The sequence below is a fragment of the Achromobacter sp. ISS7 genome (assembly GCF_056523125.1).
The window spans coordinates 5,736,433-5,760,283 of record NZ_JAWRZD010000001.1 but is presented as its reverse complement, the minus strand read 5'-3'; the positions used below and the strand labels follow the sequence as shown (position 1 = coordinate 5,760,283).

Genomic DNA, 23,851 nt, shown 5'->3' with positions numbered 1-23,851 from the left:
ATGCGGCACCAGCCCAGGTTGGAAACCTCAACGCAGGCGTCCTGGCACGGGGATCGGGACGCCTTCCACGCAGGCGACGATCCGCCCGCCGTCGGCGCCGCCCACGGCGTGGCCGCCGGTGAAGTCCGAGAACGCCGGCAGGACCGTGATGCCTTCGCGCAGCCAGAACGCCGGCCAACTGCGCGGCACCCCCGGCACGGCGGTTTTCGGATGCACGTGCCCCGCAATCACATGCCGGCCGTCCGCGCCCGCACGCGGGATATGGCTGAACTGGAACGGGCCGTCGACGCAGGCCTCGCCAAGCTGCCGCACGTCGAGGGCGGCGCCATCCAGGGCGCGGTCATGGTTGCCCGCCAGCACGGCGACGTCCAGCGCGGCATGTTGCCGCCGCCAACCCGACCAGGCGTCTCGCCAGGCCGCCTGCGTGGAGGGTCCGTGCAGCACGTCCCCCACGATCCACAATTCACGGGCCGCCGTGTGCGCGACCAGGCCCGCCAGGCGATCCAGGTCGCCGCGCGTGGCGCCGCTGGGAACCGCGATCCCCGCCCGCCGGAAGACATGGCTCTTGCCCAGGTGCAGGTCGGCGATGATCAATCGCGCCCGGGCGGGCCAGAACAGCGCCCGCTCTCCCAACAGCGTCATGGGTTCGCCCGCGAGCGCCACCGCCAGCGCCGCTTCAGGCGATCCGCTCATAGCGCTTCTCCAGTTGCGCCGCGGCGCGCCTGACCCGCGCCTGCCAGGTCTCGGTGCTCAGCTGCCCGCGCAGGCTTTCCGTCCAAAGCGGGAACGACAGCGGCGTCAGCGCCCGCGGCTCGCGCAGCAGCAGCTCGCGCCGCTGGCAGTCGTGCAGCGCCGCCAACAGGCGCGGCGCTTCCAGTTGCAGTTCGAAGACCTCCCGCTCCGCTTGCGCCAGCAGCAGGTGGTCCGGGTCGTAGCGGCGCAGGACGTCGTAGAGCAGGCCGCTGGACGCCTGGACCTGGCGCAGCGAACGCGCCGCCTGGCCGGGCAGCGACGGCGTCAGCAGGCCCGCCACCCGCGCGATCTCGCGGAACTGCCGGCGCGCCATTTCGCCCAGGTTGACGCCATCGCGCAGATCGTCGGCCATGTTGGCGGGGCTGAGCAGCCGGCGCAGCAACGCGTCATCCAGCGCGGCGGGCTCGGCCAGCGTCAGCATCAGCCCGTAGTCGTTGACGGTGTAGGAAATCGTATTGGCCTGCAGCCGGCCCCAGCGCAGCGCGATCATGGCCGCGATGCCTTCGTGCACGGCGCGGCCGGCGAACGGGAACAGGAACAGATGCATGCCGCGCCGCGTGCCGATCCGCTCGGCCACCAGCCGGCCGTGATCCGGCAATGCGCTGGCCTGCGCCTGGATCCGCAGCAGCGGCGCGACCGCGCGCATCTCCGGATGCGGGCCGGGATGCGAATACAGGCGTTCCACCTCGCTGGCCAGCTGCGTCGACAGGGGCATCCGCCCCCCCTGCCAGGTCGCGACCGGGCCGTCGCCGCCCTTGGCGCGGCGCACGTAGGCGGTCATGCCTTCCAGCCGCACCAGTTCCAGCGTGCGGCCGGCGAACTGGAACCTGTCGCCGGGCCGCAGGCGGGACAGGAACCCCTCCTCGACCGAGCCCAGGCCGCCGCCGCGCAGGTATTTCACCGCCACCGCGCCATCGGCGGTGATGGTGCCAATGGAGAGCCGATGACGGAACGCGACGCGCCGGTCGTGCACGCGGTAGCGTCCGTCTTCATCGCGCACCACGCGCTGGTAGTCCGGATACTTCGCCAGCGCGCGGCCGCCCTGCACGATGAAGTCCAGCACGGCGCGCCACGTCGCGGCGTCGAGCGCGGCGTAGGCGTGGGTGCCGCGGATTTCCCGGTACAGCTCGTCGGCGTCGAATCCGCCGCCGAGCGCCAGCGTGACGGCATGCTGGGCCAGCACGTCCAGGCTGCCGACCGGCGGCGGCCGCGACTCGATCTCGCCGCGCGCGATCGCCTGGCGGGCGGCGGCGTACTCGATCAGTTCGAGCGCCTGGGCCGGCACGCAGACCACGTTGCCCGACTCTCCCGGCCGGTGCCTGGCGCGGCCGGCGCGCTGCAAGAGGCGCGCCACGCCCTTGGGGCTGCCGATCTGCAGGACCTGGTCCACGGCCGGGAAATCCACGCCCAGGTCCAGGCTGGACGTGGCCACCACGCAGCGCACCGTGCCGTCGCGCAGGCCTTGCTCGACCGCCGCGCGCAGCCGCGGGTCCAGCGAGCCGTGGTGCAGCGCCAGCGTGGCGGGGTCTTCGGGCCAGATGGATTCCAGGGCGCGGTGCCACAGCTCGGCCTGCGCCCGGGTGTTCGTGAACAACAGCGTCGCGCGCACGTCGAACAGGCGCTTGAATACGCGCTCCAGCTGGGACAGCCCCAGATGCCCGGCCCACGGCAGCGCGCGGCCGTGTCCGGGCAGCAGTGTCGATATCTGGATCCTGCGCGGCCGCGCGCCCGCCACCAGCGCGCTGTCGGGCGCATGGGGCAGCAGCACGGCCCGGGCTTCGTCCAGGTTGCCCAGCGTGGCCGACAGGCCCCAGGTCCGCACCCCGGGCGACTGGCGCCGCAGGCGCGCCAGGCAAAGCTGCAGCAGCACGCCGCGCTTGTTGCCCAGCAAGTCATGCCATTCGTCCACCACGATGCAGCGCAGGGCGCGAAAGCGCAGCGACGCGTCGGCGTAGGACAGCAGCAGCGCCAGGGACTCCGGCGTGATGACCAGCACCTGCGCCTTGCCCTGCCGCGCCAGGCGCTTGTCGCGGGCGCTGGCGTCGCCGGTGCGCAGCGCCACCGTCCACGCCACGCCCAGGTCGGCGGCCGTCTGCGCCAGGGCGCGGGTGGTGTCGGCGGCCAGCGCGCGCAGCGGCGTGACCCACAGCACCCGCGGACCCTCGCCCGCCGCCGCAGGCGCTGGCGCGTCATCGGCCAGCGCCTCCAGCAGCGGACCGCCGAATGCCGCCAAGGTCTTGCCGCTGCCGGTGGGCGTGTGCAGCAGGCCCGATTCTCCGTCCAGATAGCGCCGCCACGTTTCGCGCTGGAACGGCGCGGGCTTCCAGCCGCGCGCGGCGAACCACGCCGCCAGCGGCGCCTCCCGGTCCCGGCGCGCGGCGCTCATCGCGCCAGCGCCTTCAGGGTGGCCAGCTGGTCGGCCTGGTCGGCGCGCTTGTCGTGCCGCCAGCGCAGGATCCGGGGAAAGCGCACCGCCACGCCGGACTTGTGCCGCTTGGACAGGTTGACGCCCTCGAACCCCAGCTCGAACACCTGCACCGGGTCGACCGAGCGCACCGGGCCGAAGCGCTCGCGCGTGTGGGCGCGCAGCCAGCGGTCCAGCGCCAGGATTTCCTTGTCGTCCAGGCCCGAATAGGCCTTGGCGATGGGCACCAGCGCATCGCCCTCCCACAGGCCGAAGGTGTAGTCGGTGTAGAGCGTGCTGCGGCGGCCATGGCCGGACTGCGCATACAGCAGCACCGCGTCGATGGTGAGCGGATCGATCTTCCACTTCCACCAGTCGCCACGGCGCCGGCCGGCCTGGTACGCCGCGCCGGCGCGCTTGAGCATGAAGCCTTCCACGCCGCGTTCCCGCGATTGCGCCCGCAGCGCGCGCGCCTCGTCCCAGCTTGCCGGCGCCACCAGCGGCGACAGCCGCAGGCGCGGGTCCGGGTGCATGCGCAACAGGGCCTCCAGCCGCGCGCGACGCTCGGTCTGCGGCAGGTCGCGCAAGTCGGCGCCGTCCAGCTCCAGCAGGTCGTAGGCCAACATCCGCACTGGCGCCTCGGCCAGCCATCGGGGCCCGGGCTTGAGACGCTGGATTCGGGTCTGCAAGGCGGAAAACGGCATGGGGCTGGCGGTGTCGTCGTGCCAGGCCAGCAGTTCCCCGTCGATGACGCAATCCACCCCCAGCGCGGCCGCGGCGGCCTCCACTTCCGGAAAACGGCCGTCCAGGCGCTCTTCGCCACGCGACCACAGCGCCACCTCGCCGCGCCGCCGTATCAGCTGCGCGCGGATGCCGTCCCATTTCCATTCGAGCAGCCAGTCGCCTATCGGGCCCAGCAGGGCCGGCTCGCCCTCCAGCGGCGAGGCCAGGAAGAAGGGATAAGGCTGCTGCCGGTCTCCGGGCAGTTCGTCGGCGCTGAGCAGGTCGCGCAGGAATGCCGGGCTGGGAGACCACGCTCCCAGCATGCGCTGCGCGATCCGGGCGATGGGCACGCCCGACATCTCCGCCAGCGCCTGCTGCACCATCCGTTGCGACACCCCGACGCGCAGGGCGCCGGTCAGCAGCTTGTTGAAGACCAGGCGTTCGATGTACGGCAGCCCCCGCCACGCGGCCACGATGACCTCGCGGCGCTCGGCCTCGTCGCGATTGGCGATGGGCACCAGGATTTCCTCGATCCAATCCGCCAGGCCGCGCTCGGGCCCCGCCTGGGCGGGATCGGGGACCAGCAGCGCCAGCGTTTCGGCCAGGTCGCCCACCTGGTCGTAGCAGGCATCCACCAGCCAGGGCGCGGTGTCGGACGCGAGCGCGGCCCAGGCGCGCAGTTCGCCGACCGCCGCGATCTTGCGGCGCGCGCTGGTGATCTTGCCGCCGGCCAGCAGGTACAGCGCCCACACCGCATCGCGCGGCGGCGCATCGCGGAAGTACGCCACCAGCGCCGCGCGCTTGTCCAAGGTGGCGGTGCTGCGGTCCAGTTCCTGATACAACGCCGCGAATCGCTTCATGCCTGCGTCCGTTCCCCTGTCGATCCGAAAAAGCGCGCCGGCCCTAATCGTCTTCGCCGTACTGCGTGGCCAGCGTCTCGGCGGCGACGCCCGCTTCATTCAAGGTGCGCACCAGCGCATCGGTGTCGCCATGCGTGGCGATGACGCGCCGCGCGCCGGTCTGGTGGATGGTGCGCAGCAGGTCGGGCCAGTCCGCATGGTCCGATACGACAAAGCCGCGATCCATGTTGCGCCGGCGCCGATTGCCGCGCAGCCGCATCCAGCCGGACGCGAAGCCATGCTGCGCCTTGCGAAAGCGCCGCAGCCACGCGCTGCCGGCGGCCGAGGGCGGCGCCAGCACCAGCTCGCCAGCAAATCCCGTGCCCGCGGCCGCCGGCACGCCGTCCGCGTCGATGACCAGGCGCGTGTCGGGCAGCGCGATGCCGGCCTCGCGGTAGACGTCCACCCCCGCGGCAATCGCGCCATGCAGGTAGACCGGGCGGTCGACGAAAGGCATCAGTTCGGCCAGCACCCGCTGCGCCTTGCCCAGCGCATAGCAATAGAGAATGGCCGCGTCGCCGCGCGCGGCGCAATGGTCGCGCCATAGGACGATGTCGCGCGCCACCTCGGCGGTGTCCGGCCAGCGGTAGATCGGCAGGCCGAAGGTGGCTTCCGTGATGAAGGTGTCGCATGGCACCACCTCGAAAGGCGTGCAGGTGGGATCCGGCTGGCGCTTGTAGTCGCCGGAGACGACCCAGACCTGGCCATCGACTTCGATGCGCACTTGCGCGGACCCCAGCACGTGGCCCGCCGGATGCAGCGAGACCCGCGCCCGGCCCAGCGTGAACGGCTCGCCGTACGCGTGCACGCGATAGTCCTGCCGCCCCAGCCGCCACAGCAGGATCGGCAGGCCTTCGGCGCTGGTGTGATAGCACCCCATGCCAACCCGGGCGTGATCGCCGTGGCCATGCGTGAGGACGGCGACGTCCACCGGACGCCAGGGGTCTATGTAGAACCCGCCCGCGGCGCAGTACAGGCCCTCAGGATGCAATTGGACGATGTCGGCCATGGGCGCTCCCGCTCGGATGGCCGCGGCTCGCGCGGGACGCGTGAGCCGTGGCGCTGTATCCGTCGGTTATACCCCGAACGTCGCGCGGGCTGTTACGTCTTTTCCCGCCCCCGCGTCGGCCGCCCTGCCACGATCGCTATGCCGCCCGTTGCGCGGCGACCTCGGCGGGATTCCAGCCCCGCCCCGGCACCGCCGCAAGCAGCGCCCGGGTGTAGGCATGCGACGGCCGGCCGAACACCTCGGCGCACGGGCCTTCTTCCACCACCTTGCCATCCTTCATGACGGCGACGTGGTCGCAGACCTGCGCCGCGACCCGCAGGTCGTGGGTGATGAACAGGATCGACAACCCCAACTGCTCGCGCAGGCGCGCCAGCAACGCCAGCACCTGCGCCTGCACCGAGACGTCCAGCGCCGACACCGGTTCGTCGGCGATCAGCACGCGCGGCCGCATCGCCAAGGCCCGCGCCAGCCCGACGCGCTGGCGCTGTCCGCCCGAGAACTCGTGCGGATAGCGGTTGACCGCGTCCGGCGACAGGCCGACCAGTTCGAACAATTCCCGCGCCTGGGCCCAGGCCTCGCGCCGCGGCATGCCATGCACGATGGGGCCGCGCGCGACGATCTCGCCGACGCGCTGGCGCGGGTTGAGCGAGCCATAGGGATCCTGGAACACCATCTGCACCCGCCGCGCGTGCGCGCGGCGCGCGGCCGCGCCCTTGAACGCCAGCGATTCGCCGGCCAGCGTGACGGCGCCGGCATCCGGCGGCAGCAGCCCCAGCAGCGTGCGCGCCAGGGTGGACTTGCCAGAACCGCTTTCGCCGACGATGCCGAGGGTGCCGCCTTCGCGCAGCGTCAGCGACACGCCGTCCAGCGCGTGGGTCACCCGCCCCGGCTGGCCGAACCAGCCGCGCTTGCGGTAGGTCTTGGACAAGCCGGCCGTGGTGAGGATGGCCGGCTTGTCCGGCGTGGCCGGCGCGCGCGCGGCCGCCGGCGACAAGGGCGGCACGGCCGCGATCAGGGCGCGGGTATAGGGATGGCGCGGATGCCCCAGCACCTCGTCGGCGCGGCCGCTTTCCACCAGTTCGCCGCGCTGCATGACGGCGACGCGGTCGGCGATCTCGGCCACCACGCCGAAGTCATGGGTGATGAACAGCACCGCGGTGCCCTTGCGGCGTTGCAGGTCGTGGATCAGGTGCAGGATCTGCGCCTGCGTGGTGACGTCGAGCGCCGTGGTCGGCTCGTCGGCGATCAGCAGGGCCGGCTCCAGCGCCAGCGCCATGGCGATCATGGCGCGCTGGCGCTGACCGCCGGACAGTTCGTGCGGATAGGCGCTGAATGCATGGGCCGGATCGGGCAGGCGCACGGAATCCAGCAACCCCAGCGTGCGCCGCCGGATCTCGGTGCCGGGCAAGCGCGTGTGGGTGCGGAAGACCTCGCCGATCTGGTCGCCGATGGTGCGCAGCGGATTGAGCGCCGTCATCGGTTCCTGGAAGATCATGCCGATGCGCTGGCCGCGCAAGCGGCGCATGGCCGCGGGCGACAGTTGCAGCAGGTCCTGGCCTTCCCACAGCACCTGCCCGCCGCTGGCGCGCACGCCCTGCGGCAACAGGCCGAGGATGGCGCCGGCGGTCAGGGACTTGCCCGAGCCGCTTTCGCCCACCACGCAGACGATCTCGCCCGCCTGGATGGACAACGACAGGTCATGGATCGCGTGGCGCCGGTCGGCGCCTGCCGGCAGGTCGACGGTGAGGTTCTGGATGCGCAGGAGTTCGGTCATGGCGCCGATGCTAAGCCCGCGCGGCACGGCGGCTAACGACAGATCGGCGATTAGCAAATGCCTGATGATGCAACCCGGTCCGCCGCGACGCTAGGCGCGCCACCCCAGCAACAGCGCCGTGCATAGCGCGCCGACCAGCGCCAGGGCGCCCCACGCCCGTCCCGCGCTGCGGGCGCTGAACACCCCCAGCACGATCAACGGATACAGGACAAAGCTTGCCAGCGTCGCCGCCAGCACCGCCACGGCCGGCGACACGCCCGCCGCCGGCAACGCCAGCGCCAGCCACGACAGCGCCAGCGCCGACACGCCATAGCCGCCCACCGAAGCCGCCAGCACGCGGCTCCCGACCTGCCACCGGTGGGCCGCCGTGGGCGGGTTCGGGCCGGCGGCGGGCCGACGCGCGTTCGCCGGCGCCGGGGCGGCATGCCCCCAGCCGCGCCGCACCGCCCAGGCGGCGTAGCCCAGGGCCAGGCCCAGCCCGAGCACGGTGAGTTCCAGCGCGGCCTGCTGCATCAGGCCGCGTTCGGCGTAGGCCCACAGATGCTGGCCCATGGTTGCCCGGTTCAGCAACGGCAAGCCCAGGCACAGCAACGCCGCCAAGGCCAGCTGGCCGATCCAGGCGCGTCGGGGCCCGCGCCACCCGGCGTGCGCCAACGACGCGGCCCACGCGAGGAAGAACGCCCGGATCTCCCAGCTCTCGCGTCCCGCCAGCGCCGCGGGAATCAGTCGGTTGGCGTAGAGATACACGATGCTCGCCAAGGCGATGCCAGCCAGCGCCGCCACGTTCAACGCCTCCACCCACAGGTAGACCCGCGCCGTCGCCGCGCCGAACTCGTGCTCGCTCTTCTTGCGCCGCTTGATCGCGAACAGCAGCGTACCGGTGGCGACCATCGCGGTGCCGGCCAGGCCGCTGACGAAATACAGCCACTTCATGCTCCAGCCGCCGAAGTCGGCCTTGTGCAGGGTTTCGATGGCCTCGTGAACGTGATGGGCGGCCAGCCCCGGCTCGAACGCGGGCACGGCCTGGAGCACCGCGCCGCTGCGCGCGTCGAACACGACCAGGCTGGCATGGGTGAGCAGGCGCGGCGCCGCGCCCGTTTCCCTGCGCCCCGACACGCGGACGATGCCGCCGGCCGCGCCGGGGCGCTCGATCGCGATGCGGTCTGCCTCCTGTCCGGTCAGCATCCGGGCCCGCGACACCAAGGCGCGCAGCGCCAATCCGGCGTCCTGGCCGGTCCCCGCGCTGGCCGGCGCCGGCGGCGCCGGCTTCAGCTCTGCCTGGTAGCGGCGATAGGCGCCGTCATCCGCGCCATACACGGCCTGCAGCGGCCACGGCATGTAACTGGTGTAGAAAAACGCCAGCCCGGTGTAGCAGATCATGAACAGGAACGGCAGCGTCAGGACGCCGCTGGCGTTGTGCGCATCGAGCCAGCTGCGCTGGCCCTTGCCGCGCCGGAACGTGAAGAAGTCCTTGAAGATGCGCTTGTGCACCACCACCCCGGACACCAGCGCCACCAGCATGCACAGCGATATCGCCCCCACCAGCCAGTAGCCCGGCAGGCCGCCGTGCAAGGTGTAGTGGAACGACATGAAATGGCGCCCCCCTTCCGTTTGCCGCAGTTGCGGCGGCGCCCGTTCCTCGCCGCTGGCCGGATCGATCCAGGCTTCATGTTCCTGGCCGTCGCCGCCATGCCAGGCCAGCCGCAACGGCTGGCCTGGCCGCGCCGGCAAGTCGATGTCCCAGGCGGCCGCGCCGCCGGCGCGCGACGCCAGGATGCGCGTCGCATGCGCCAACGGGTCGGCCTGGCTGCCGGCGGCCATCGCGGGCAAGGGCGCCGCCTCCATCCACCGCGTGATCGGCTCGCGGAAGACGCTGAGCGTCCCCGTGAACATGATGGCGCACAGCAGCCAACCACAGACCAGGCCGCACCAGGTGTGCAGCCAGGCCATGCTCTGGCGCAAGCCGGCCTTCATGCCGACCCGCGCGAGGGCCGGCAGCGGGCCGCATGACGCGTCATAGCGTGCCGCGCAGGGTCAGCATCACGTTGCGCGGTTCGCCGAAGTGGTTGCCGCGGCGGATCTGGCTCACCATGCCGTAGTAGTGCTTGTCGAACACGTTCGCCACGTTCAGGGCCAGGCTCCAGTGCTTGTCGATGCGATAGCCGGCGCGCAGGTCCCACACCGCGCGGCCCGGCGCGCCCATGCGCACGGACGTGTCGTCGTACGCCGGGTACGAGTAGCCGCTTTGCGCCGACACGCCGCCGCCGACGCTGAAGGCATTCCAGCGGCCGGGCAGTTGATAGGTGGTCGACAGGCGGAACAGGTGGCGCGGCGTCTCGGCGCTGATCGTCTCGCCCTCGTCATCGCGGCTGGTGACGAAGGTATAGCCGGCCATCACCTGCCAACCCGGCGACAGCTCGCCGCTGGCTTCCAGTTCGAAGCCCTTGCTGCGCAGCGTGCTGCCGTTGCGATAGCAGTCGTTCGAGGCAAGCGACCCGGTGCAACCGCCCGGGTTGGACTCATCCACCACCGCGATGCCCGACTTCTTGACCGCGAACACCGCGGCCGACAGGTTCAGGCGGCCGCCGTAGAGTTCCCCCTTGATCCCGGCCTCGTAGTTGGCGCCAATGGCCGGATCCAGCGGCGAGCCGGACGACGTCACATACGAGCTCTGCGGCTGGAAGATGTCGGCGTAGCTGGTGTAGACCGACCATTGCGAGTTCAGGTCGTAGACCAGGCCGGCATACGGCGTGAATTCATGCTTCTGCTCGTAGTCGCGCGTCCTGTTCCCCGTCAGGCCGTCGGTGGATTGGTACTTGAGCCAGGTGAGCCGGCCGCCCAGCAGCAGGTGCAGCGGGTCCGCCAGTTGCAGCCGCATGTTGCCGTACAGCGCGGCCTGTTCGTTGCGCGCCGTTTCCTTGGAATCCCAGGCCGGACGCGCCGGCTTGGGCAGCGCGGAATGGTCGGGGTTGTAGACATCGATCGGCATGTCGGCATCCAGGCTCGCCGACTTCTGGTTGATGCGCTGGCGCGCCCAGCTGGCGCCCAGCAACAGCTGGTGCGTGCCGCCCAGCGCCTGGAAACTGCCCGTGGTGTGCAGGTCGACGCCGTCGCTGCGCACGCTCGCGCGGTTGAAGTAGGTGGTGTAGAAGCTGGGCCCCAGGCCGGTGGCGCGGTCCACGCCGCCAATCGGAATGGCCACGCGCTGGTCCAGGTCGACCTCCGTGCGGTTGACCGACAGCCGCGCCTTCCAATCCGTCGAGAAGCGGTGCTCGGCTTCGGCGAAGACCTCGTTCACCTCGCCATTCTGCCGGTTCCAGTCCTGGATCAGCGAGGTCGAGCGCTTGACGTCCAGCGGGCCGCCGTCGGTGTAGCGCGGCAGGCCGAAGAGCCAATAGCCATCGGTATCAGTGGCCTGGTGGCGGGCGCCCAGCGTCAACGTGGTGCGCGGGCCGACGTCGGCATCGATCACGCCATAGAACAGCGGCGACCTGGCCTTGGTGCCATCGTAGAAATAATGGCGGTCCTGGTAGGCCGTGACCAGCCGCCCCCGCACCGTGCCGGCAGCGTTGATCGGCCCGCCGCCGTCGACTTCCATGCGGTAGTTGTCCCACGACCCCGCGGTGGTGCTCATGTCGAGGTGGCCTTCGCCGCGCGGCCGCTTGCGCACCATGTTGATGGCGCCGCTGGGATCGGCCGAGCCGAGCATCAGCCCGCCCGCGCCCCGCAGCACCTCGACCCGGTCGAACACCGCCGTGTCGATGGGCAGCCAGCCCACCGGCGCGTAGACGATGCCGGCCACGCCATCGACCAGGTAGTTGTTGTCGTCGACCGTGAAACCGCGGATCGAGAACTTGTGGTTGCCGAAGTTGCGCGCCGTCTTGGTCACGCCGGTGGTCTGGGCCAGCGCCTCGTCCAGCGTGGTCAGGTTCTTGTCGTCCAGCTGCTGCCGCGTGATCACGCTGACCGACTGCGGCGTCTCGCGGATCGACTGCGTCATCTTGCCGATGGTCAGCGCGCCGCTGGTGTACGACCCGGTCAGTTCGGTGGTGGGGTCGCGCAGGCTGCCGCCGCTGACGGTCACCGCCTGCAGCGTCACGGCATCGCTCGAGGACTGGCCCGGCTTGGCGGCGGCGGTCAGGGTGAACACATCCGGCCGGCTGCTGTTGACGCGCACCTGCGTGCCCGCCAGCAATTGGTCGAGCGCCTCGCGCGGCGTAAGGCGGCCATTGACGGCCGGCGCCTGGTGCCCGGCCACCACGGCCTCATCGAACAGCACCTGGTGCCGCGACTGCTCCGAAAACAGCCTCAGGGCGCGATCCAGCGGCTGCGCCGGAATGCTGAATTGCACCGACTCCGCCGGTTGTTGCGCCTGCGCCGCCGGCGCCGCCAGGACGGCAAGCGCCCCCGCCACCAGCATCGGCAACGCCCTGGCCTGCATGCCCACGGTCAACGCGCCGCCCGCCAGCGCGCTTTTCAACGTACCCCGTCCCATTCCCACTCCCGCTCACTGTTGTTGACCGCTATCGGCCTTGCAGGGGTAAACGGATTTCAGGGCAGGATTGGGAACCCGCGTGGAAAAATATTTTTTCAGGCGGCGCGCGGCCGCTCAACGGGGCTGGATCAGGTAGCCGCCATCGGCCGTGCGCGCCACCCGCACCGGCAGCAGGTCGGGCAAGGCTTCCAGGAACGCCGCCGGCGCGCTGGTGGCGGCGAAGCCCGATACCGGCAGGGCCTTCAGCCCCGGCGTGCCCAGCGTCACCGGCTTGCCCAGGTATTGCGCGACTTCCTGCGCCACCTCGGCCAGCGGCGTGCGCCGGTACACCAGGCGGCCGTTGCGCCAGCCGCCGATGCCATCGGCCCCGACGGCCACCGCCTGGTAGGCGGTGGCGCCCGCGGCCACGGCGACGCCCTGCTCCGCTCCCAGCGACAGCTCTTGGCCGCCCTTGTGGCGATCGGGTTGCACCCGCACCCGGCCATGCAGGACCTTGACGAAGACCTCGTCCGGCGTGGTGCGCACGTCGAAGGCCGTGCCCACCACCGTGACGCGGCTTTGGCGCGCGTCCACGGTGAAGGGGCGGCCGCTGTCCGGCGCCACCTCGAAAAAGCCCTCGCCCTGGTCCAGCACGACCTCGCGCCGGCCGGGGTAGTAGCGCACCTGCAAGGTGCTGCCGAAGTTCAAGGCGACATGGGAGCCATCGGGCAGGTCCACCTGGCGCATCTCGCCCGCCACGGTGCGCACGTCCAGCACGTAGTCGGGGGTATTGGCCCAGTGGTATCCGCCCACGCCCGCGGCGATGGCCAGCGCCGCACAGGCGGCAAACAGCGCGCGCGAAAACGCCGGCTGGCCGGGCAACCAGAACCTGCCGCCCGGTCGCCTGGCGCGACGCGGCGCCGCCGACGGGCGCTCCGACGCCAGCGCCGGCCGGGGGGTCTGCGCCAGGTCTCGCCAGGTGCGCGACACCTGCGCGTAGACCTGCCGGTGCGCCGGCGCGGCCGCCAGCCAGGCCTCCAGGTCGCGCTGGTCCGCGGCCGACCAACTGGCATCCTGGCGGCGCACGAGCCATTCGGCCGCCGCCTCATGCAGGGCCAGCAGGTCGGGCGGGACGGAGGAAGCGGTATCGGTCATGACGGAGCGGCGTCGCTCTTGTTGTTATTGTCCGGGCCGCCGTCGGCGGCGGCGAACCGATGCATCTGCTGCATCTGGGCCACCGTAGCATAGTGCACCCGGACCTCGCAGTAGGCGATGGCGCGCGCCAGGTGCTTGACCACCATGCGCCGGGAAATGTCCATGCGCGCGGCGATTTCATCCTGCGTCAAGCCGTCGAAGCGGCTCAGCACGAAGGCCTCGCGCTGGCGCTCGGGCAATTCCCGCAAGGCCTCGGCCAGCCGCTGCAACCGCTGCTGGTGGGCGGCCGCGCGCATCGGGCAGGATGCCTCGTCCGCCGCCCAGCCCTGCGCGTCCTCGGCGATCTCGTCGAACGACACGGTGCGCAGGCGGCGGCCGGCCTCGCGTTCGCGGAACTCGTCCGCCACGCCGTTGTGCACGGTCTTGCGCAGATAGGCGCCCTGCTCGTCGACGGAATCCAGCGCCGGGTTGGCCGCGACCCATTTGACGACGCCGTCATGCAGCGCGTCCTCGGCGCTGCCGATGCTGCCCTTGAATCGCGCCAGGCCGCGCAGCAACGGCAGCCGCCAGCGTGCGTAGGCCTTGGCGATGACACTGTCATGGTCGTTGCCAGGCTCATCGGGCAGCGCCGTCTCGCGGGACGCCAGCAAGGGGTTGCGGCTCATGTCGCGCGCTCCGTTGCCCGTGCCCGCGCCACGCATGGCCCGCCCCGGCCGGGACAGGCCGGGAGCGGACGCTGATGACAAGGAGGGGAGGCAATGACGAACACGGTGCCGACGGGTTGGCCAGCGAGTCGCGGGCAGGCGATGCGGGCGGGTTGGAATCCGCAGCATTGTACTGAGATTTATTCTCAATCTCCATGCGGCCCGGTCTTGGGACCGGACTTGCTAAGATGGCCGCAATCGGCAGTTTCATACCCATGCCTATCGGAGCGACGCCCTTTTGACGCGGATCCTCACGACCTTGCTTTCCTTCCTTGGCCGGGCGCTACTGCTCGCCGGCCTGGCCAGTTCCGCCGCGCTCGCCGCGCCCCCCACCCTGGCGCAATGCAATGGCATCAAGGATCTGGCCGTCGTCGCCCACCTGGATGACGACCTGCTGTTCATGAATCCGGACATCGCGTCCAACGTCGCCGCGGGCGGCTGCGTGCGGGTGATCTACCTGACCGCCAGCGATGCCGGCGAGGGCGACGCCTACATGCTGGGCCGGGAGCGCGGCGTGCGCGCGGCCTATGCCTACATGGCGCACCAGCCCGACCTGTGGAAGGAAAGCGCCGGCCATGCCGGCCAGCGCCAGATCGCGCGTTTCACCCTGTCCGGCAACCCGCGCGTGCAGCTGTGGCACCTGCGCCTGAAGGACCCCTGGCTGGGCAAGGGCTGGGGCAGCCTGACGCCCTTGAGCCGCACCGAATCGGAGCCGGGGCAGACCGTGGACACCTTGGGGCCGTATCCGGAGGTCTACTCGCGCGAACAGCTGATCGACACCCTGGCCGAGCTGATCCGCCAGTACCAGCCGACCACGGTGCGGCACCTGGACGACACCATCAGCGTGCCCTACACGCAACTGTGCTGGCGCTGCGCCGGCCACGGGCACCCCGACCATATCGCCAGCGCGCGGCTGGTGCGCGCCGCCATGCTGCGCGCGCCCGGCAACTACGCCGAGATCGGCTACATCGACTACCCCAGCCAGGAACGCGCCAGCAACCTCGCTGAAAACGAGATCGCCAGCAAATCGATGATCTTCCAGCACTACGCCTGGAACGACTATCACTATTGCGCCGGCCCGACCGGCTGCAAGGAGCCCGCCGGGCCCGCGGCCGCCTGGGTGCAGCGCGCGTACTACGTCTCGCGCCAGGACATGCCGCCGCAGATCTATCCGGACGGCCGCAACGGCCTGGTGGTGTTCGCCGCCGGCGAAACCAACGCGGCCGCCAACCGCTGGGACGCGGGCCAGCGCCGCTGGCAGAGCCTGGGCGGCCGCACCGGCGGCCCGCTGGTCACGTTCGGCCACGCCGACGGCACCGCCGGCCTGATGGCGCGCGACCCCCTGGGCGGCGTGTGGGCCAACAAGCAGCGCCACGACGGCACCTGGCAGGGCTGGCAGCCACTGGCCGGCGTGCGCGTCAGCCAGATCCCGGCCGTGGCGCCGCGCGGCGAGGCCGCCGCGGTGGCGCTCGGCTACGACGGCCTGCTGCACTGGATCGCGCCGTCCGGCATCGACGGCAGCTGGGCCCCGTGGCAGAGCCTGCCGCCGCTGGACGGCGCCACCGGCGCGCCCGCCGTCGTGCGCGGCGACGACGGCCGCTACATCGTGTTCGCATCGGCCGGCGGCGGCCAGCTGTTCTACACGCGCCAGCTGCCGGCGCGCAAGGGCCAGCGCCCCGAGTGGCATTCCTGGCGCCGCGTGCAGGCACCCCAGGCCGCCGGCGGCCTGGCCGCGATCCGCAACCACGAGCACCGCGTCGAACTCTATTTCCGCCAGCGCGCCAACAACCACCTGACGCGGCTGGAAGAAGCCGGCGACACCACCGACCTGGACATGGAGTGGAGCACGCCGACCGACCTGGGCGTGCCCTACATCGGCCGCCCCGCCATCGACGCCGATGCGCAGGGCAACGTGATCGTGGCGATCCTGGAACGCGCCGACGGGCCGCTCTGGCTGGTCGAACACGGCAAGCCGGCCAAGCTCGACGCCGCGGCCGCCTCGCCGCCCGCCCTGCACCTCATCGACGGCACCTTGTACGTGGTCGCGCGCATGGCCGGCGGCCCCCAGCGCTACCAGGTGCTGTCGCGCCGCGACGGCGTCTGGGCGGCCAGCCTGACGCTGGACGGCATGCCCGCCACCGGCGGCGGCCCGTTCGCGACCCTGGCCGCGCGGCCCGCCGACCTGCCCAAGCTGGGCGCCAACGACGCCCAGAACGCGGTCGTGGTGCGGCCGTCCGCCACCGAACCCGGCACCCTGACGCAGGAAGCGCTGCCGACGCAGGCCTCGCGCGCCGCCACGCCCACCCACGTGCAATAAACGAAGAGATCCCCCTCATGATCCGTCATCTGGTCCTGGCCGCGCCGCTGGCGCTGGCCGCCTGGCTCGTCCCCGGCGCGGCGCAGGCCGCCCGTGACGCCTGCCCGCAGGCCGCGGCGATCGTGCATATGGCCTACCCCGAGGCGCCCGCCCCCGACGGCGAAGGCAACCTGCGCCTGGGACAGGACAACATCGTCATCCGCATCGCCGAGGCCGACTACGGCGAACCCTTCGCCGTCACGTGCAAGACCTGGCCGGCCCAGCCGGGCCTTCTGCTCGCGGCGATTCCGCTGATGCAGGACACGCCCAACCAGGACGATGGCCACACGGGCGACCTGCGCCTCCTGGTGCTGGACAGTTCCTCCCTGAAAATCCGCCACGACATCCGGCTGGAAGGACTGATGTCGGACGATGCGGTGCGCCTGACCAACGTGGCCTTCGACACCGCCCGCTACGACCTCGCGCCCGGCCGCCGCGCCTTCGGCCTGCGCATCTCTCGCGTCGGCGCCTCGCGCGCCAATCCCTTCGACGAGACCAGCCTGCGCCTGTTCGATATCGGCCCCAAGGGCCTGGCCATGGTGCTGGATGGCTTGACCGCCAGCCGCTCGGGCGGCGAATGGGACACCAACTGCGCGGGAAGATTCAACAGCCGCGCCGTCACCCTGTCCATGGCCGACACGGTCACGCAAGGCTACCGCGACATCGTCACGAGCGAATCGTACGAGTCGAGCCGGGCCGCCGTGGTCCGCGGCGATTGCGAGGAAAAAGTCGTCGACAAGGGCAAGACGCCGCGCACGCTGAAATTCGACGGCCAGCGCTATCCGATTCCCCAACCATTGCGCTCGATGGACCGCGACGGCGAGCAATAAGACGCCCGCTCCCGACTGCCGCGCGCATCGACGCCATTGCGCCGTCGTGCCGCGCGGCCGGGGCCGCCACGCCGCCTGACGCGCGGCGGGCAACGACAGATCGGCGATTAGCAAATCACCGATTGCCAGATTACCCGGCGCCACGGCCGGCTGGCACGAAATCCGCATATCGACATGCGAAAAACGTCCTTCTGGCGGCGGGCCTGACTGCTTAGGATCGGTCTTTTGCAAAGCCCGCCTGGCGGCGCACCGCGTGACCTCCTCCGCTTTTTCCTTCCCTGCCCACATGTCCCACTCCCCCTCTGAGTCCGCCTCGACGGCGCCGGTGCGCGTTGCCGTCGATGTCGGCGGCACGTTCACCGATATCGTCCTCGAACAGGAACCGCGACGCTGGTCCGCCAAGCTGCTGACCACGCCCGACGCGCCCGAAACCGCGGTGCTGCAAGGCATCGAAGAGCTGCTCGGCCAGGCCGGCCTGGCATGGCCGCGGGTCGACCTGCTGATCCTGGGCACCACGCTGGCCACCAACGCGCTGATCGAACGCAAGGGCGCCCGCACCGCGCTGCTGACGACCGCGGGCTTTCGCGACCTGGTCGAGATCGGCCTGGAAGACCGCTTCGCGCAGTACGACATCTTCCTGGACAAGCCGGAACCGCTGGTGCCGCGCCCCTGGCGCCATGGCGTCACCGAGCGCGTCGATGCGCATGGCCAGGTGCTGACGCCGCTGGACGAGGCCCAGGTGGTCGCGCTGGCCGGCGAGCTGACCCGCGCCGGCATCGAGAGCGTGGCGGTGTGCCTGCTGCACAGCTATGCCCACCCCGGCCATGAACGCCGCATCCGCGAACTGCTGAAGCAACACGCGCCGCGGCTGTGGGTGTCGCTGTCCTCCGACGTCTGCGCCGAGATCCGCGAGTATCCGCGCCTGTCCACCGTCAGCGCCAACGCCTACGTGCAGCCGCAGGTGTCCGGCTACCTGCGCCGCCTGAACGAGGCCGCGCGCCAACGCGGGCTGCGCGACGAGCCGTTCCTGATGACCTCGGGTGGCGCCATCGCCACCTTGCAGACCGGCATCGACGAACCGGTGCGGCTGGTGGAATCCGGCCCGGCCGGCGGCGCGATCCTGGCCCAGCACATCGCCGAACAGACCGGCACGGCGCGCGCGCTGTCGTTCGACATGGGCGGCACCACCGCCAAGATCTGCTACATCGACGACTTCGAGCCGCAGGTCAGCCGCAGCTTCGAATTCGGCCGCGTGCACCGCCACCTGAAGGGCTCGGGCCTGCCGATCCGCATTCCGGTGATCGAGATGGTGGAGATCGGCGCCGGCGGCGGCTCGATCGCGCGCGTCAATCACCTGGGCGTGGTGCAGGTCGGCCCGGACAGCGCCGGCTCGTCGCCCGGCCCCGCCGCCTATGGCAACGGCGGCGAACTGCCCACCGTCACCGACGCCCATGCGCTGATCGGCACCGTCACGCCCGAACGCTTCGCGGTCGGCAAGGTCGGCCTGCGGCCCGAACTGGCGCGGCAGGCGATCCAGGCGCACCTGGCCGGCCAGGCCGGGCTGGACGCGCCGCAGGCCGCCCAGGCCATCATCGAGGTGGTCAGCGAGAACATGGCCAACGCCGCCCGCGTGCACGCCTCGGAGCTGGGCAAGGCGGCCGAGGAACACACCCTGATCGCCTTTGGCGGCGCCGCGCCGCTGCATGCCGCCGGCCTGGCGCGCAAGCTCGGCATCGGCCGCGTCATCATCCCGGAATCGGCCGGCGTGGGGTCGGCGGTCGGCTTCCTGTGGGCGCCGATCGCCTACCAGGCGGTGCGCAGCTTCCACCAGCGCCTGGCCGACATCGACCATGCCGCGGTGCAACGCCTGCTGGACGAACTGACCGCCGGGGTCGACACCGTGGTGCGGCGCGCCGCGCCCCACGCGCCGCTGCACCACAAGCGCGTGGTCTTCATGCGCTACAGCGGCCAGGGCCACGAGATTGCCGTGGAGCTGCCGGACGGCCCCTTCGACGCCGCCGCCAGCGCGCGGCTGGGCGCGGCCTTCGCCGAGCGCTACGCCCAGCTGTATGGCCGCAGCCTGCCGCACGTGGCGCCCGAGGCCGTCAGCTGGTCGGTCGCCGCCCAGGCCGGCGAACGCCGCGCGCGGCCGCGGGACCACATCGCCAGCGGCCCGGCCACGGCGGCGCGCCAGGCCGGCACGCGCCGGCTCTACGACTTCGACCGCAACGACTGGATCGAGGTGCCGACCTACGAACGCCAGGCGCTCGACGCCGAGCAGAAGCTCGCCGGCCCGGCGCTGGTCGTGGAAGACGAGACCACCACTTTCGTGCCCGCGGGCTTCGAGGCGCGGCGCAGCCGGCTCGGCTCGCTGGTGCTGGACGACATCAAGGCGGCCGCCGCGCGCGCCGCAAAGGACCCCGCATGACCGCCCCGCAACATACCCCCCAGCAGCGCATCCGCTTCCAGCTGGCCTGGAACCGCCTGCTGTCGGTGGTGGAAGAACAGGCCCAGGTGCTGATCCGCTCGGCCTTTGGCACCGCCACGCGCGAAGCCGGCGATCTGTCGGCCGGCGTATTCCTGCCGGACGGCCGCATGATCGCGCAGGCCGTCACCGGCACGCCCGGCCACGTCAATGCCATGGCCGAATCGGTCAAGCATTTCCTCAAGGTGTTTCCGCCGGAGACGCTCAAGGACGGCGACGTGCTGCTGACCAACGACCCGTGGAAAGGCACCGGCCACCTGTTCGACATGACCATGGTGTCGCCGGTGTTCCACGACGGCGCGCTGGTGGCGCTGTTCGCCTCGACCCTGCACGTGATCGACATCGGCGGCATCGGCAGCAGCGCCGACGGCCTGGAGATCTATCACGAAGGCCTGTTCCTGCCGATCCTGCGCTTCTTCCACCAGCACCAGGTCGACCCCGGCGTGCTGGCCATCATCCGCGCCAACGTGCGCGAGCCGGAACAGGTCGAGGGCGACCTGTACGCGCTGGTGGCCTGCAACGACATCGGCGGCCGCCGCCTGAAGTCGCTGCTGACCGAGTTCCAGCTGGCCGACCTGGAATCGCTGGGCGGCTACATCATCGAGCAATCGGCGCAGGCCATGCGCCAGGCCATCGCCGAATGGCCGCAAGGCACCTGGCACAACACGCTGGTGATCGACGGCTACGACGCGCCCATCACGCTGCAGGCCAGCGTGACCGTGCAGGATGGCAAGATCCTGGTGGACTTCGACGGCACCTCGCCCAGCGTGGCGCGCGGCATCAACGTGGTCAAGGCGTACACCGACGCCTACACCTCGTTCGGCATCCGCTGCCTGATCGGCGCCGACGTGCCCAATAATGCCGGCTCGCTGTCTCTGGTGGAGGTGGCCGCGCCGGAAGGCTCGATCCTGAACGCCCGCTTCCCGGCCGCGGTGACGGCGCGCCACATCATCGGCCAGCTGCTGCCCGACGCCGTGTTCGGCGCGCTGCGCCAGGCACGGCCCGACCAGGTGCCGGCCGAAGGCGCCTCGTCGCTGTGGAACCTGCACCTGGTTGGCGGCGAGCCGCTGGCCGGCGCCACGCAGGAGGAACAGCAGGCGCTGCTGGCCGGCCCGCGCTTCAACGCGGTGAGCTTTTCCACCGGCGGCACCGGCGCGCGGCCCGGCAAGGACGGTCTGTCCGTCACCTCGTACCCCAGCGGCGTGCGCAACGTGTCGCTGGAGATCCTGGAAAGCGCTAATCCGCTGGTGTTCGAGCAGAAGGAATACCGCGCGGACTCGGGCGGCCCGGGCGCCGTGCGCGGCGGCCTCGGCCAGACCATCGTGGTGCGCCACGCCGATCCGCGGGCGGCCATGATCATCGCCGCCGCCTTCGACCGCGTGGTGCATCCGGCCCGCGGCGCGCTCGGCGGACAGGCCGGCGCCGGCGGCGCGCTGGGGCTGGCCTCCGGCCCCAGCCTGCGCGCCAAGGGCCGCCAGCTGGTGCCGGCCGGCGAACGCCTGGTGGTGCACACCCCGGGCGGCGGCGGCCTGGGCGACCCGACCCGGCGCGACCCCGCGCGCGTCGAACGCGACGTGCGCTACGGCCTGGTCAGCGCGGAACAGGCCGCCGACGCCTACCAGCAGAACGGCGCCTGAGCGCCTGTCTATCCCGATCGCCCCGGGCGCGCCCCGGGGCCCACCTCATTGCCCTACCCGACGATCATGAAGCCAACCCGCCGTTCCTTCCTCAGCCTGACCCTTGCCGGCCTGCTGCTGGCCGCCAGCCCGCACCTCCATGCCGAACCCACCCGCGGCGGCACGCTGACGCTGCTGCTGCCGTCCGAACCCACCGCGCTGGTCACCGTGGGCAACGTCGCCACGCCGATCCTCAGCGTCAGCGCCAAGGTCACCGAAGGCCTGCTCAAGTACGACTACGACCTGAATCCCGAACCGCAGCTGGCCACCGCCTGGAACATCAGCCCCGACGGCACCGTGTACACCTTCACGCTGCGCCAGGGCGTCAAGTGGCATGACGGCAAGCCGTTCACGGCGGCGGACGTGGCCTTCTCCATCGAGCTGCTCAAGAAGATCCACCCGCGCGGCCGCAACACCTTCGCCAACGTCACCGCCATCGAAACGCCGGACGATCACACCGTGGTGCTGCGCCTGTCCAAGCCGGCGCCCTACCTGATCCGCGCGTTCGTCGCCACGGAAACGCCGATCATCCCCAAGCACCTCTACGAAGGCACCGATCCGCTGACCAACCCGGCCACCTCGGCGCCGATCGGCACCGGCCCGTACAAGTTCAAGGAATGGGTGCGCGGCAGCCACATCGTCTACGAACGCAACCCCGACTACTGGGACAAGCCCAAGCCCTACATCGACCGCCTGATCGTGCGCATCGTCGCCGACCCGGCGGCGGCGGCCATCGCCTTCGAGACCGGCACCGCCGACCTGGGCTACCGCACTCCGGTGCCGCTGGCCGATCTGGCGCGCCTGAAGGCGGTGCCGTCGCTGCGCTTCGAGACCAAGGGCAACAGCTACTCGTACAACGTCACGCGCCTGGAATTCAACCTGGACGATCCGCACTTCAAGAACGAGAAGGTGCGCCAGGCGGTGGCCCACGCCATCGACCGCAACGTCATCCTGAAGGTGGTGAACTACGGCGTCGGCCAGGTGGCGTATTCGCCCATCGCGCCGGGCCTGAAGACCTACAACGACCCGACGCCCACGCCCTACCCCTTCGACCTCAAGCGCGCCAACGCCTTGCTGGACGAGGCCGGCTATCCCAAGGGCGCCGACGGCGTGCGCTTTCGCGTGCCGCTGGACTACAACCCGATCGGCGCCGACGGCCCGCGCCTGGCCGACTACCTGCGCACCACGCTGGCGCGCGTCGGCATCGCGGTGACGGTGCGGGCGCAGGACGCCTCGGCCTTCATCAAGCGCGTCTACACCGACCGTGACTTCGCCTTCACCACCAACGGCGCCAGCAACCTGTTCGATCCCACCGTCGGCGTGCAGCGGCTGTACTGGTCGAAGAACTTCATCAAGGGCGTGCCGTTCTCGAACGGCACGCACTACCAGAACCCGAAGGTGGACCAGTTGCTGGAAGCCGCGGCGGTCGAGAACGATCCGGCCCGCCGCGTGCAGCTGTTCAAGGAGTTCCAGCAGATCGTGGCGCGCGAGGTGCCCGACCTGAACCTGTACCAGCCGGAGTTCATCACCATCGCCAACCAGCGCGTGCATGACCACTCGCTCACGGCCGACGGGGTGGAATCCAACCTGGCCGACGTCTACCTGCAATGAGCGCCTCCCGTTCCCTGCGCGTCCTGGGACGGTCGCTGCTGCAGGCCGTGCCGACTGTGATCGGCGTGGTGCTGCTGAGCTTCTTCCTGCTGCAGGCCGTGCCGGGCGACGCCGCCGACGTGATCGCGGCCGAGTCCGGCTCGGCCACCGAGGCCAGCATGGCGGCGCTGCGCAGCCACTTCGGGCTGGACCAGCCGGTGCTGCAGCAGCTGGGCACCTACCTGCGCGACCTGGCCACGCTCAACCTGGGCGTGTCGCCGCGCTACAACCTGCCTGTGTCCGAGCAGATCTTCAGCCGCCTGGGCAACACCGTGCTGCTGATGGGCAGCGCGCTGGCCTGCGCGCTGGCGGCCGGCATCGCGTTGGGCGCGGTCATGGCCAGCTTCGCCGGCCGCTGGCTCGATCGCGTGCTGTCGCTGGCGGCGCTGCTGCTGTATTCCACGCCCGGTTTCTGGCTGGGGCTGATGGCCATCATCCTGCTGTCGGTCAAGCTGGGCTGGCTGCCGCCCGGCGGCGTGTCCACCATCGGCTCGGGCGCCACCGGCTGGGCCCATGCGCTGGACGTGGCGCGCCACCTGGTGCTGCCGACGCTGGCGCTGACCGGCTTCTACGTCGCCATCTTCGCCCGCCTGACGCGCGCCTCGATGCTGGAGGTGAACCGCCAGGACTTCGTGCGCACCGCCCACGCCAAGGGCCTGACGCCGCGCGCGGTGGCGCTGCGCCACGTGCTGCGCAACGCGCTCATCCCGGTCACCACCGTGGCCGGCCTGAACGTCGGCACGCTGCTGGGCGGCGCCGTGGTGGTGGAGACGGTGTTCAGCTGGCCCGGCCTGGGCCGGCTGGCTTACGAATCCGTGATGGCGCGCGACTACGTGGTGCTGCTGGGCATTCTGGTGCTGTCGTCGCTGCTGGTGATCGTGGCCAATATCGTCGTCGACCTGCTGCAGACCCTGCTCGACCCGCGCATCCGCGTGCGCTGACCTTTTTTTCCGATTCGC

Annotated in this window: 15 protein-coding genes; 6 read left to right on the top strand and 9 right to left on the bottom strand. The window is 71.2% G+C overall.

Going from position 1 to position 23,851, the window contains the following annotated elements:
* Positions 1-27: 27 nt before the first annotated feature.
* The 9 genes from pdeM to AC1HFW_RS26025 all read right to left on the bottom strand — a co-directional run bounded on the left by pdeM (position 28) and on the right by AC1HFW_RS26025 (position 13,856).
* Entirely contained in the window at positions 28-693 is a 666-nt protein-coding gene (gene pdeM / locus AC1HFW_RS26065; RefSeq protein WP_479285670.1) for a ligase-associated DNA damage response endonuclease PdeM, read from the bottom strand.
* Positions 677-3,139: a ligase-associated DNA damage response DEXH box helicase gene (locus AC1HFW_RS26060; RefSeq protein ID WP_479285669.1), complete on the bottom strand. Its 2,463-nt coding sequence runs from the start codon at positions 3,137-3,139 to the stop codon at positions 677-679. The genes pdeM and AC1HFW_RS26060 overlap by 17 nt, the downstream gene beginning before the upstream one ends.
* Entirely contained in the window at positions 3,136-4,740 is a 1,605-nt protein-coding gene (locus AC1HFW_RS26055) for an ATP-dependent DNA ligase (protein ID WP_479285668.1), read from the bottom strand. The genes AC1HFW_RS26060 and AC1HFW_RS26055 overlap by 4 nt, the downstream gene beginning before the upstream one ends.
* Before the next feature lie 43 nt (positions 4,741-4,783).
* Positions 4,784-5,788 (bottom strand): ligase-associated DNA damage response exonuclease, encoded by a 1,005-nt coding sequence (locus AC1HFW_RS26050; protein ID WP_479285666.1) that lies wholly within the window; start codon positions 5,786-5,788, stop codon positions 4,784-4,786.
* Between the two features lie 136 nt (positions 5,789-5,924).
* Positions 5,925-7,562, bottom strand: a complete 1,638-nt coding sequence (locus tag AC1HFW_RS26045; protein WP_479285664.1) for an ABC transporter ATP-binding protein — start codon at positions 7,560-7,562, stop codon at positions 5,925-5,927.
* A gap of 90 nt (positions 7,563-7,652) precedes the next feature.
* Positions 7,653-9,536 carry a PepSY-associated TM helix domain-containing protein gene (locus AC1HFW_RS26040; protein ID WP_479285663.1) on the bottom strand — a complete coding sequence of 628 codons (1,884 nt, stop codon included), beginning with the start codon at positions 9,534-9,536 and terminating at the stop codon, positions 7,653-7,655.
* A 40-nt stretch (positions 9,537-9,576) separates the two neighbouring features.
* On the bottom strand, positions 9,577-12,057 hold the full coding sequence (locus tag AC1HFW_RS26035; protein ID WP_479285662.1) for a TonB-dependent siderophore receptor: 2,481 nt from the start codon (positions 12,055-12,057) through the stop codon (positions 9,577-9,579).
* Between the two features lie 114 nt (positions 12,058-12,171).
* Positions 12,172-13,191 (bottom strand): FecR family protein, encoded by a 1,020-nt coding sequence (locus tag AC1HFW_RS26030; protein WP_479285660.1) that lies wholly within the window; start codon positions 13,189-13,191, stop codon positions 12,172-12,174.
* Positions 13,188-13,856 carry an RNA polymerase sigma factor gene (locus AC1HFW_RS26025; RefSeq protein ID WP_006391187.1) on the bottom strand — a complete coding sequence of 223 codons (669 nt, stop codon included), beginning with the start codon at positions 13,854-13,856 and terminating at the stop codon, positions 13,188-13,190. Before AC1HFW_RS26025 ends, AC1HFW_RS26030 begins: the two co-directional genes overlap by 4 nt.
* 277 nt (positions 13,857-14,133) lie before the next feature.
* On the opposite strand from AC1HFW_RS26025, the gene AC1HFW_RS26020 reads away from it, so the two are divergent.
* The 6 genes from AC1HFW_RS26020 to AC1HFW_RS25995 all read left to right on the top strand — a co-directional run bounded on the left by AC1HFW_RS26020 (position 14,134) and on the right by AC1HFW_RS25995 (position 23,833).
* Positions 14,134-16,212: a DUF8189 domain-containing protein gene (locus AC1HFW_RS26020; RefSeq protein WP_479285659.1), complete on the top strand. Its 2,079-nt coding sequence runs from the start codon at positions 14,134-14,136 to the stop codon at positions 16,210-16,212.
* A gap of 17 nt (positions 16,213-16,229) precedes the next feature.
* Positions 16,230-17,081, top strand: a complete 852-nt coding sequence (locus AC1HFW_RS26015) for a PA3715 family protein (RefSeq protein ID WP_479285658.1) — start codon at positions 16,230-16,232, stop codon at positions 17,079-17,081.
* A gap of 286 nt (positions 17,082-17,367) precedes the next feature.
* Positions 17,368-19,509, top strand: a complete 2,142-nt coding sequence (locus AC1HFW_RS26010; protein ID WP_479285656.1) for a hydantoinase/oxoprolinase family protein — start codon at positions 17,368-17,370, stop codon at positions 19,507-19,509.
* Positions 19,506-21,203 carry a hydantoinase B/oxoprolinase family protein gene (locus AC1HFW_RS26005; RefSeq protein WP_479285655.1) on the top strand — a complete coding sequence of 566 codons (1,698 nt, stop codon included), beginning with the start codon at positions 19,506-19,508 and terminating at the stop codon, positions 21,201-21,203. Before AC1HFW_RS26010 ends, AC1HFW_RS26005 begins: the two co-directional genes overlap by 4 nt.
* Before the next feature lie 66 nt (positions 21,204-21,269).
* Positions 21,270-22,853 carry an ABC transporter substrate-binding protein gene (locus tag AC1HFW_RS26000; protein WP_006391192.1) on the top strand — a complete coding sequence of 528 codons (1,584 nt, stop codon included), beginning with the start codon at positions 21,270-21,272 and terminating at the stop codon, positions 22,851-22,853.
* Complete coding sequence (locus AC1HFW_RS25995) at positions 22,850-23,833, top strand: ABC transporter permease (RefSeq protein ID WP_479285653.1); 984 nt, start codon at positions 22,850-22,852, stop codon at positions 23,831-23,833. The genes AC1HFW_RS26000 and AC1HFW_RS25995 overlap by 4 nt, the downstream gene beginning before the upstream one ends.
* The last annotated feature ends 18 nt before the right edge of the window (positions 23,834-23,851 follow it).

What these genes read in the sequence shown, in the direction of transcription:
- AC1HFW_RS26055 (WP_479285668.1), bottom strand. Translation starts at nt 4,740, where the DNA reads ATGAAGCGATTCGCGGCGTTGTATCAGGAACTGGACCGCAGCACCGCC.
- AC1HFW_RS26010 (WP_479285656.1), top strand. Translation starts at nt 17,368, where the DNA reads ATGTCCCACTCCCCCTCTGAGTCCGCCTCGACGGCGCCGGTGCGCGTT.
- AC1HFW_RS25995 (WP_479285653.1), top strand. Translation starts at nt 22,850, where the DNA reads ATGAGCGCCTCCCGTTCCCTGCGCGTCCTGGGACGGTCGCTGCTGCAG.
- AC1HFW_RS26060 (WP_479285669.1), bottom strand. Translation starts at nt 3,139, where the DNA reads ATGAGCGCCGCGCGCCGGGACCGGGAGGCGCCGCTGGCGGCGTGGTTC.
- AC1HFW_RS26005 (WP_479285655.1), top strand. Translation starts at nt 19,506, where the DNA reads ATGACCGCCCCGCAACATACCCCCCAGCAGCGCATCCGCTTCCAGCTG.
- AC1HFW_RS26040 (WP_479285663.1), bottom strand. Translation starts at nt 9,536, where the DNA reads ATGAAGGCCGGCTTGCGCCAGAGCATGGCCTGGCTGCACACCTGGTGC.
- AC1HFW_RS26035 (WP_479285662.1), bottom strand. Translation starts at nt 12,057, where the DNA reads ATGGGACGGGGTACGTTGAAAAGCGCGCTGGCGGGCGGCGCGTTGACC.
- AC1HFW_RS26050 (WP_479285666.1), bottom strand. Translation starts at nt 5,788, where the DNA reads ATGGCCGACATCGTCCAATTGCATCCTGAGGGCCTGTACTGCGCCGCG.
- AC1HFW_RS26000 (WP_006391192.1), top strand. Translation starts at nt 21,270, where the DNA reads ATGAAGCCAACCCGCCGTTCCTTCCTCAGCCTGACCCTTGCCGGCCTG.
- AC1HFW_RS26025 (WP_006391187.1), bottom strand. Translation starts at nt 13,856, where the DNA reads ATGAGCCGCAACCCCTTGCTGGCGTCCCGCGAGACGGCGCTGCCCGAT.
- pdeM (WP_479285670.1), bottom strand. Translation starts at nt 693, where the DNA reads ATGAGCGGATCGCCTGAAGCGGCGCTGGCGGTGGCGCTCGCGGGCGAA.
- AC1HFW_RS26030 (WP_479285660.1), bottom strand. Translation starts at nt 13,191, where the DNA reads ATGACCGATACCGCTTCCTCCGTCCCGCCCGACCTGCTGGCCCTGCAT.
- AC1HFW_RS26045 (WP_479285664.1), bottom strand. Translation starts at nt 7,562, where the DNA reads ATGACCGAACTCCTGCGCATCCAGAACCTCACCGTCGACCTGCCGGCA.
- AC1HFW_RS26015 (WP_479285658.1), top strand. Translation starts at nt 16,230, where the DNA reads ATGATCCGTCATCTGGTCCTGGCCGCGCCGCTGGCGCTGGCCGCCTGG.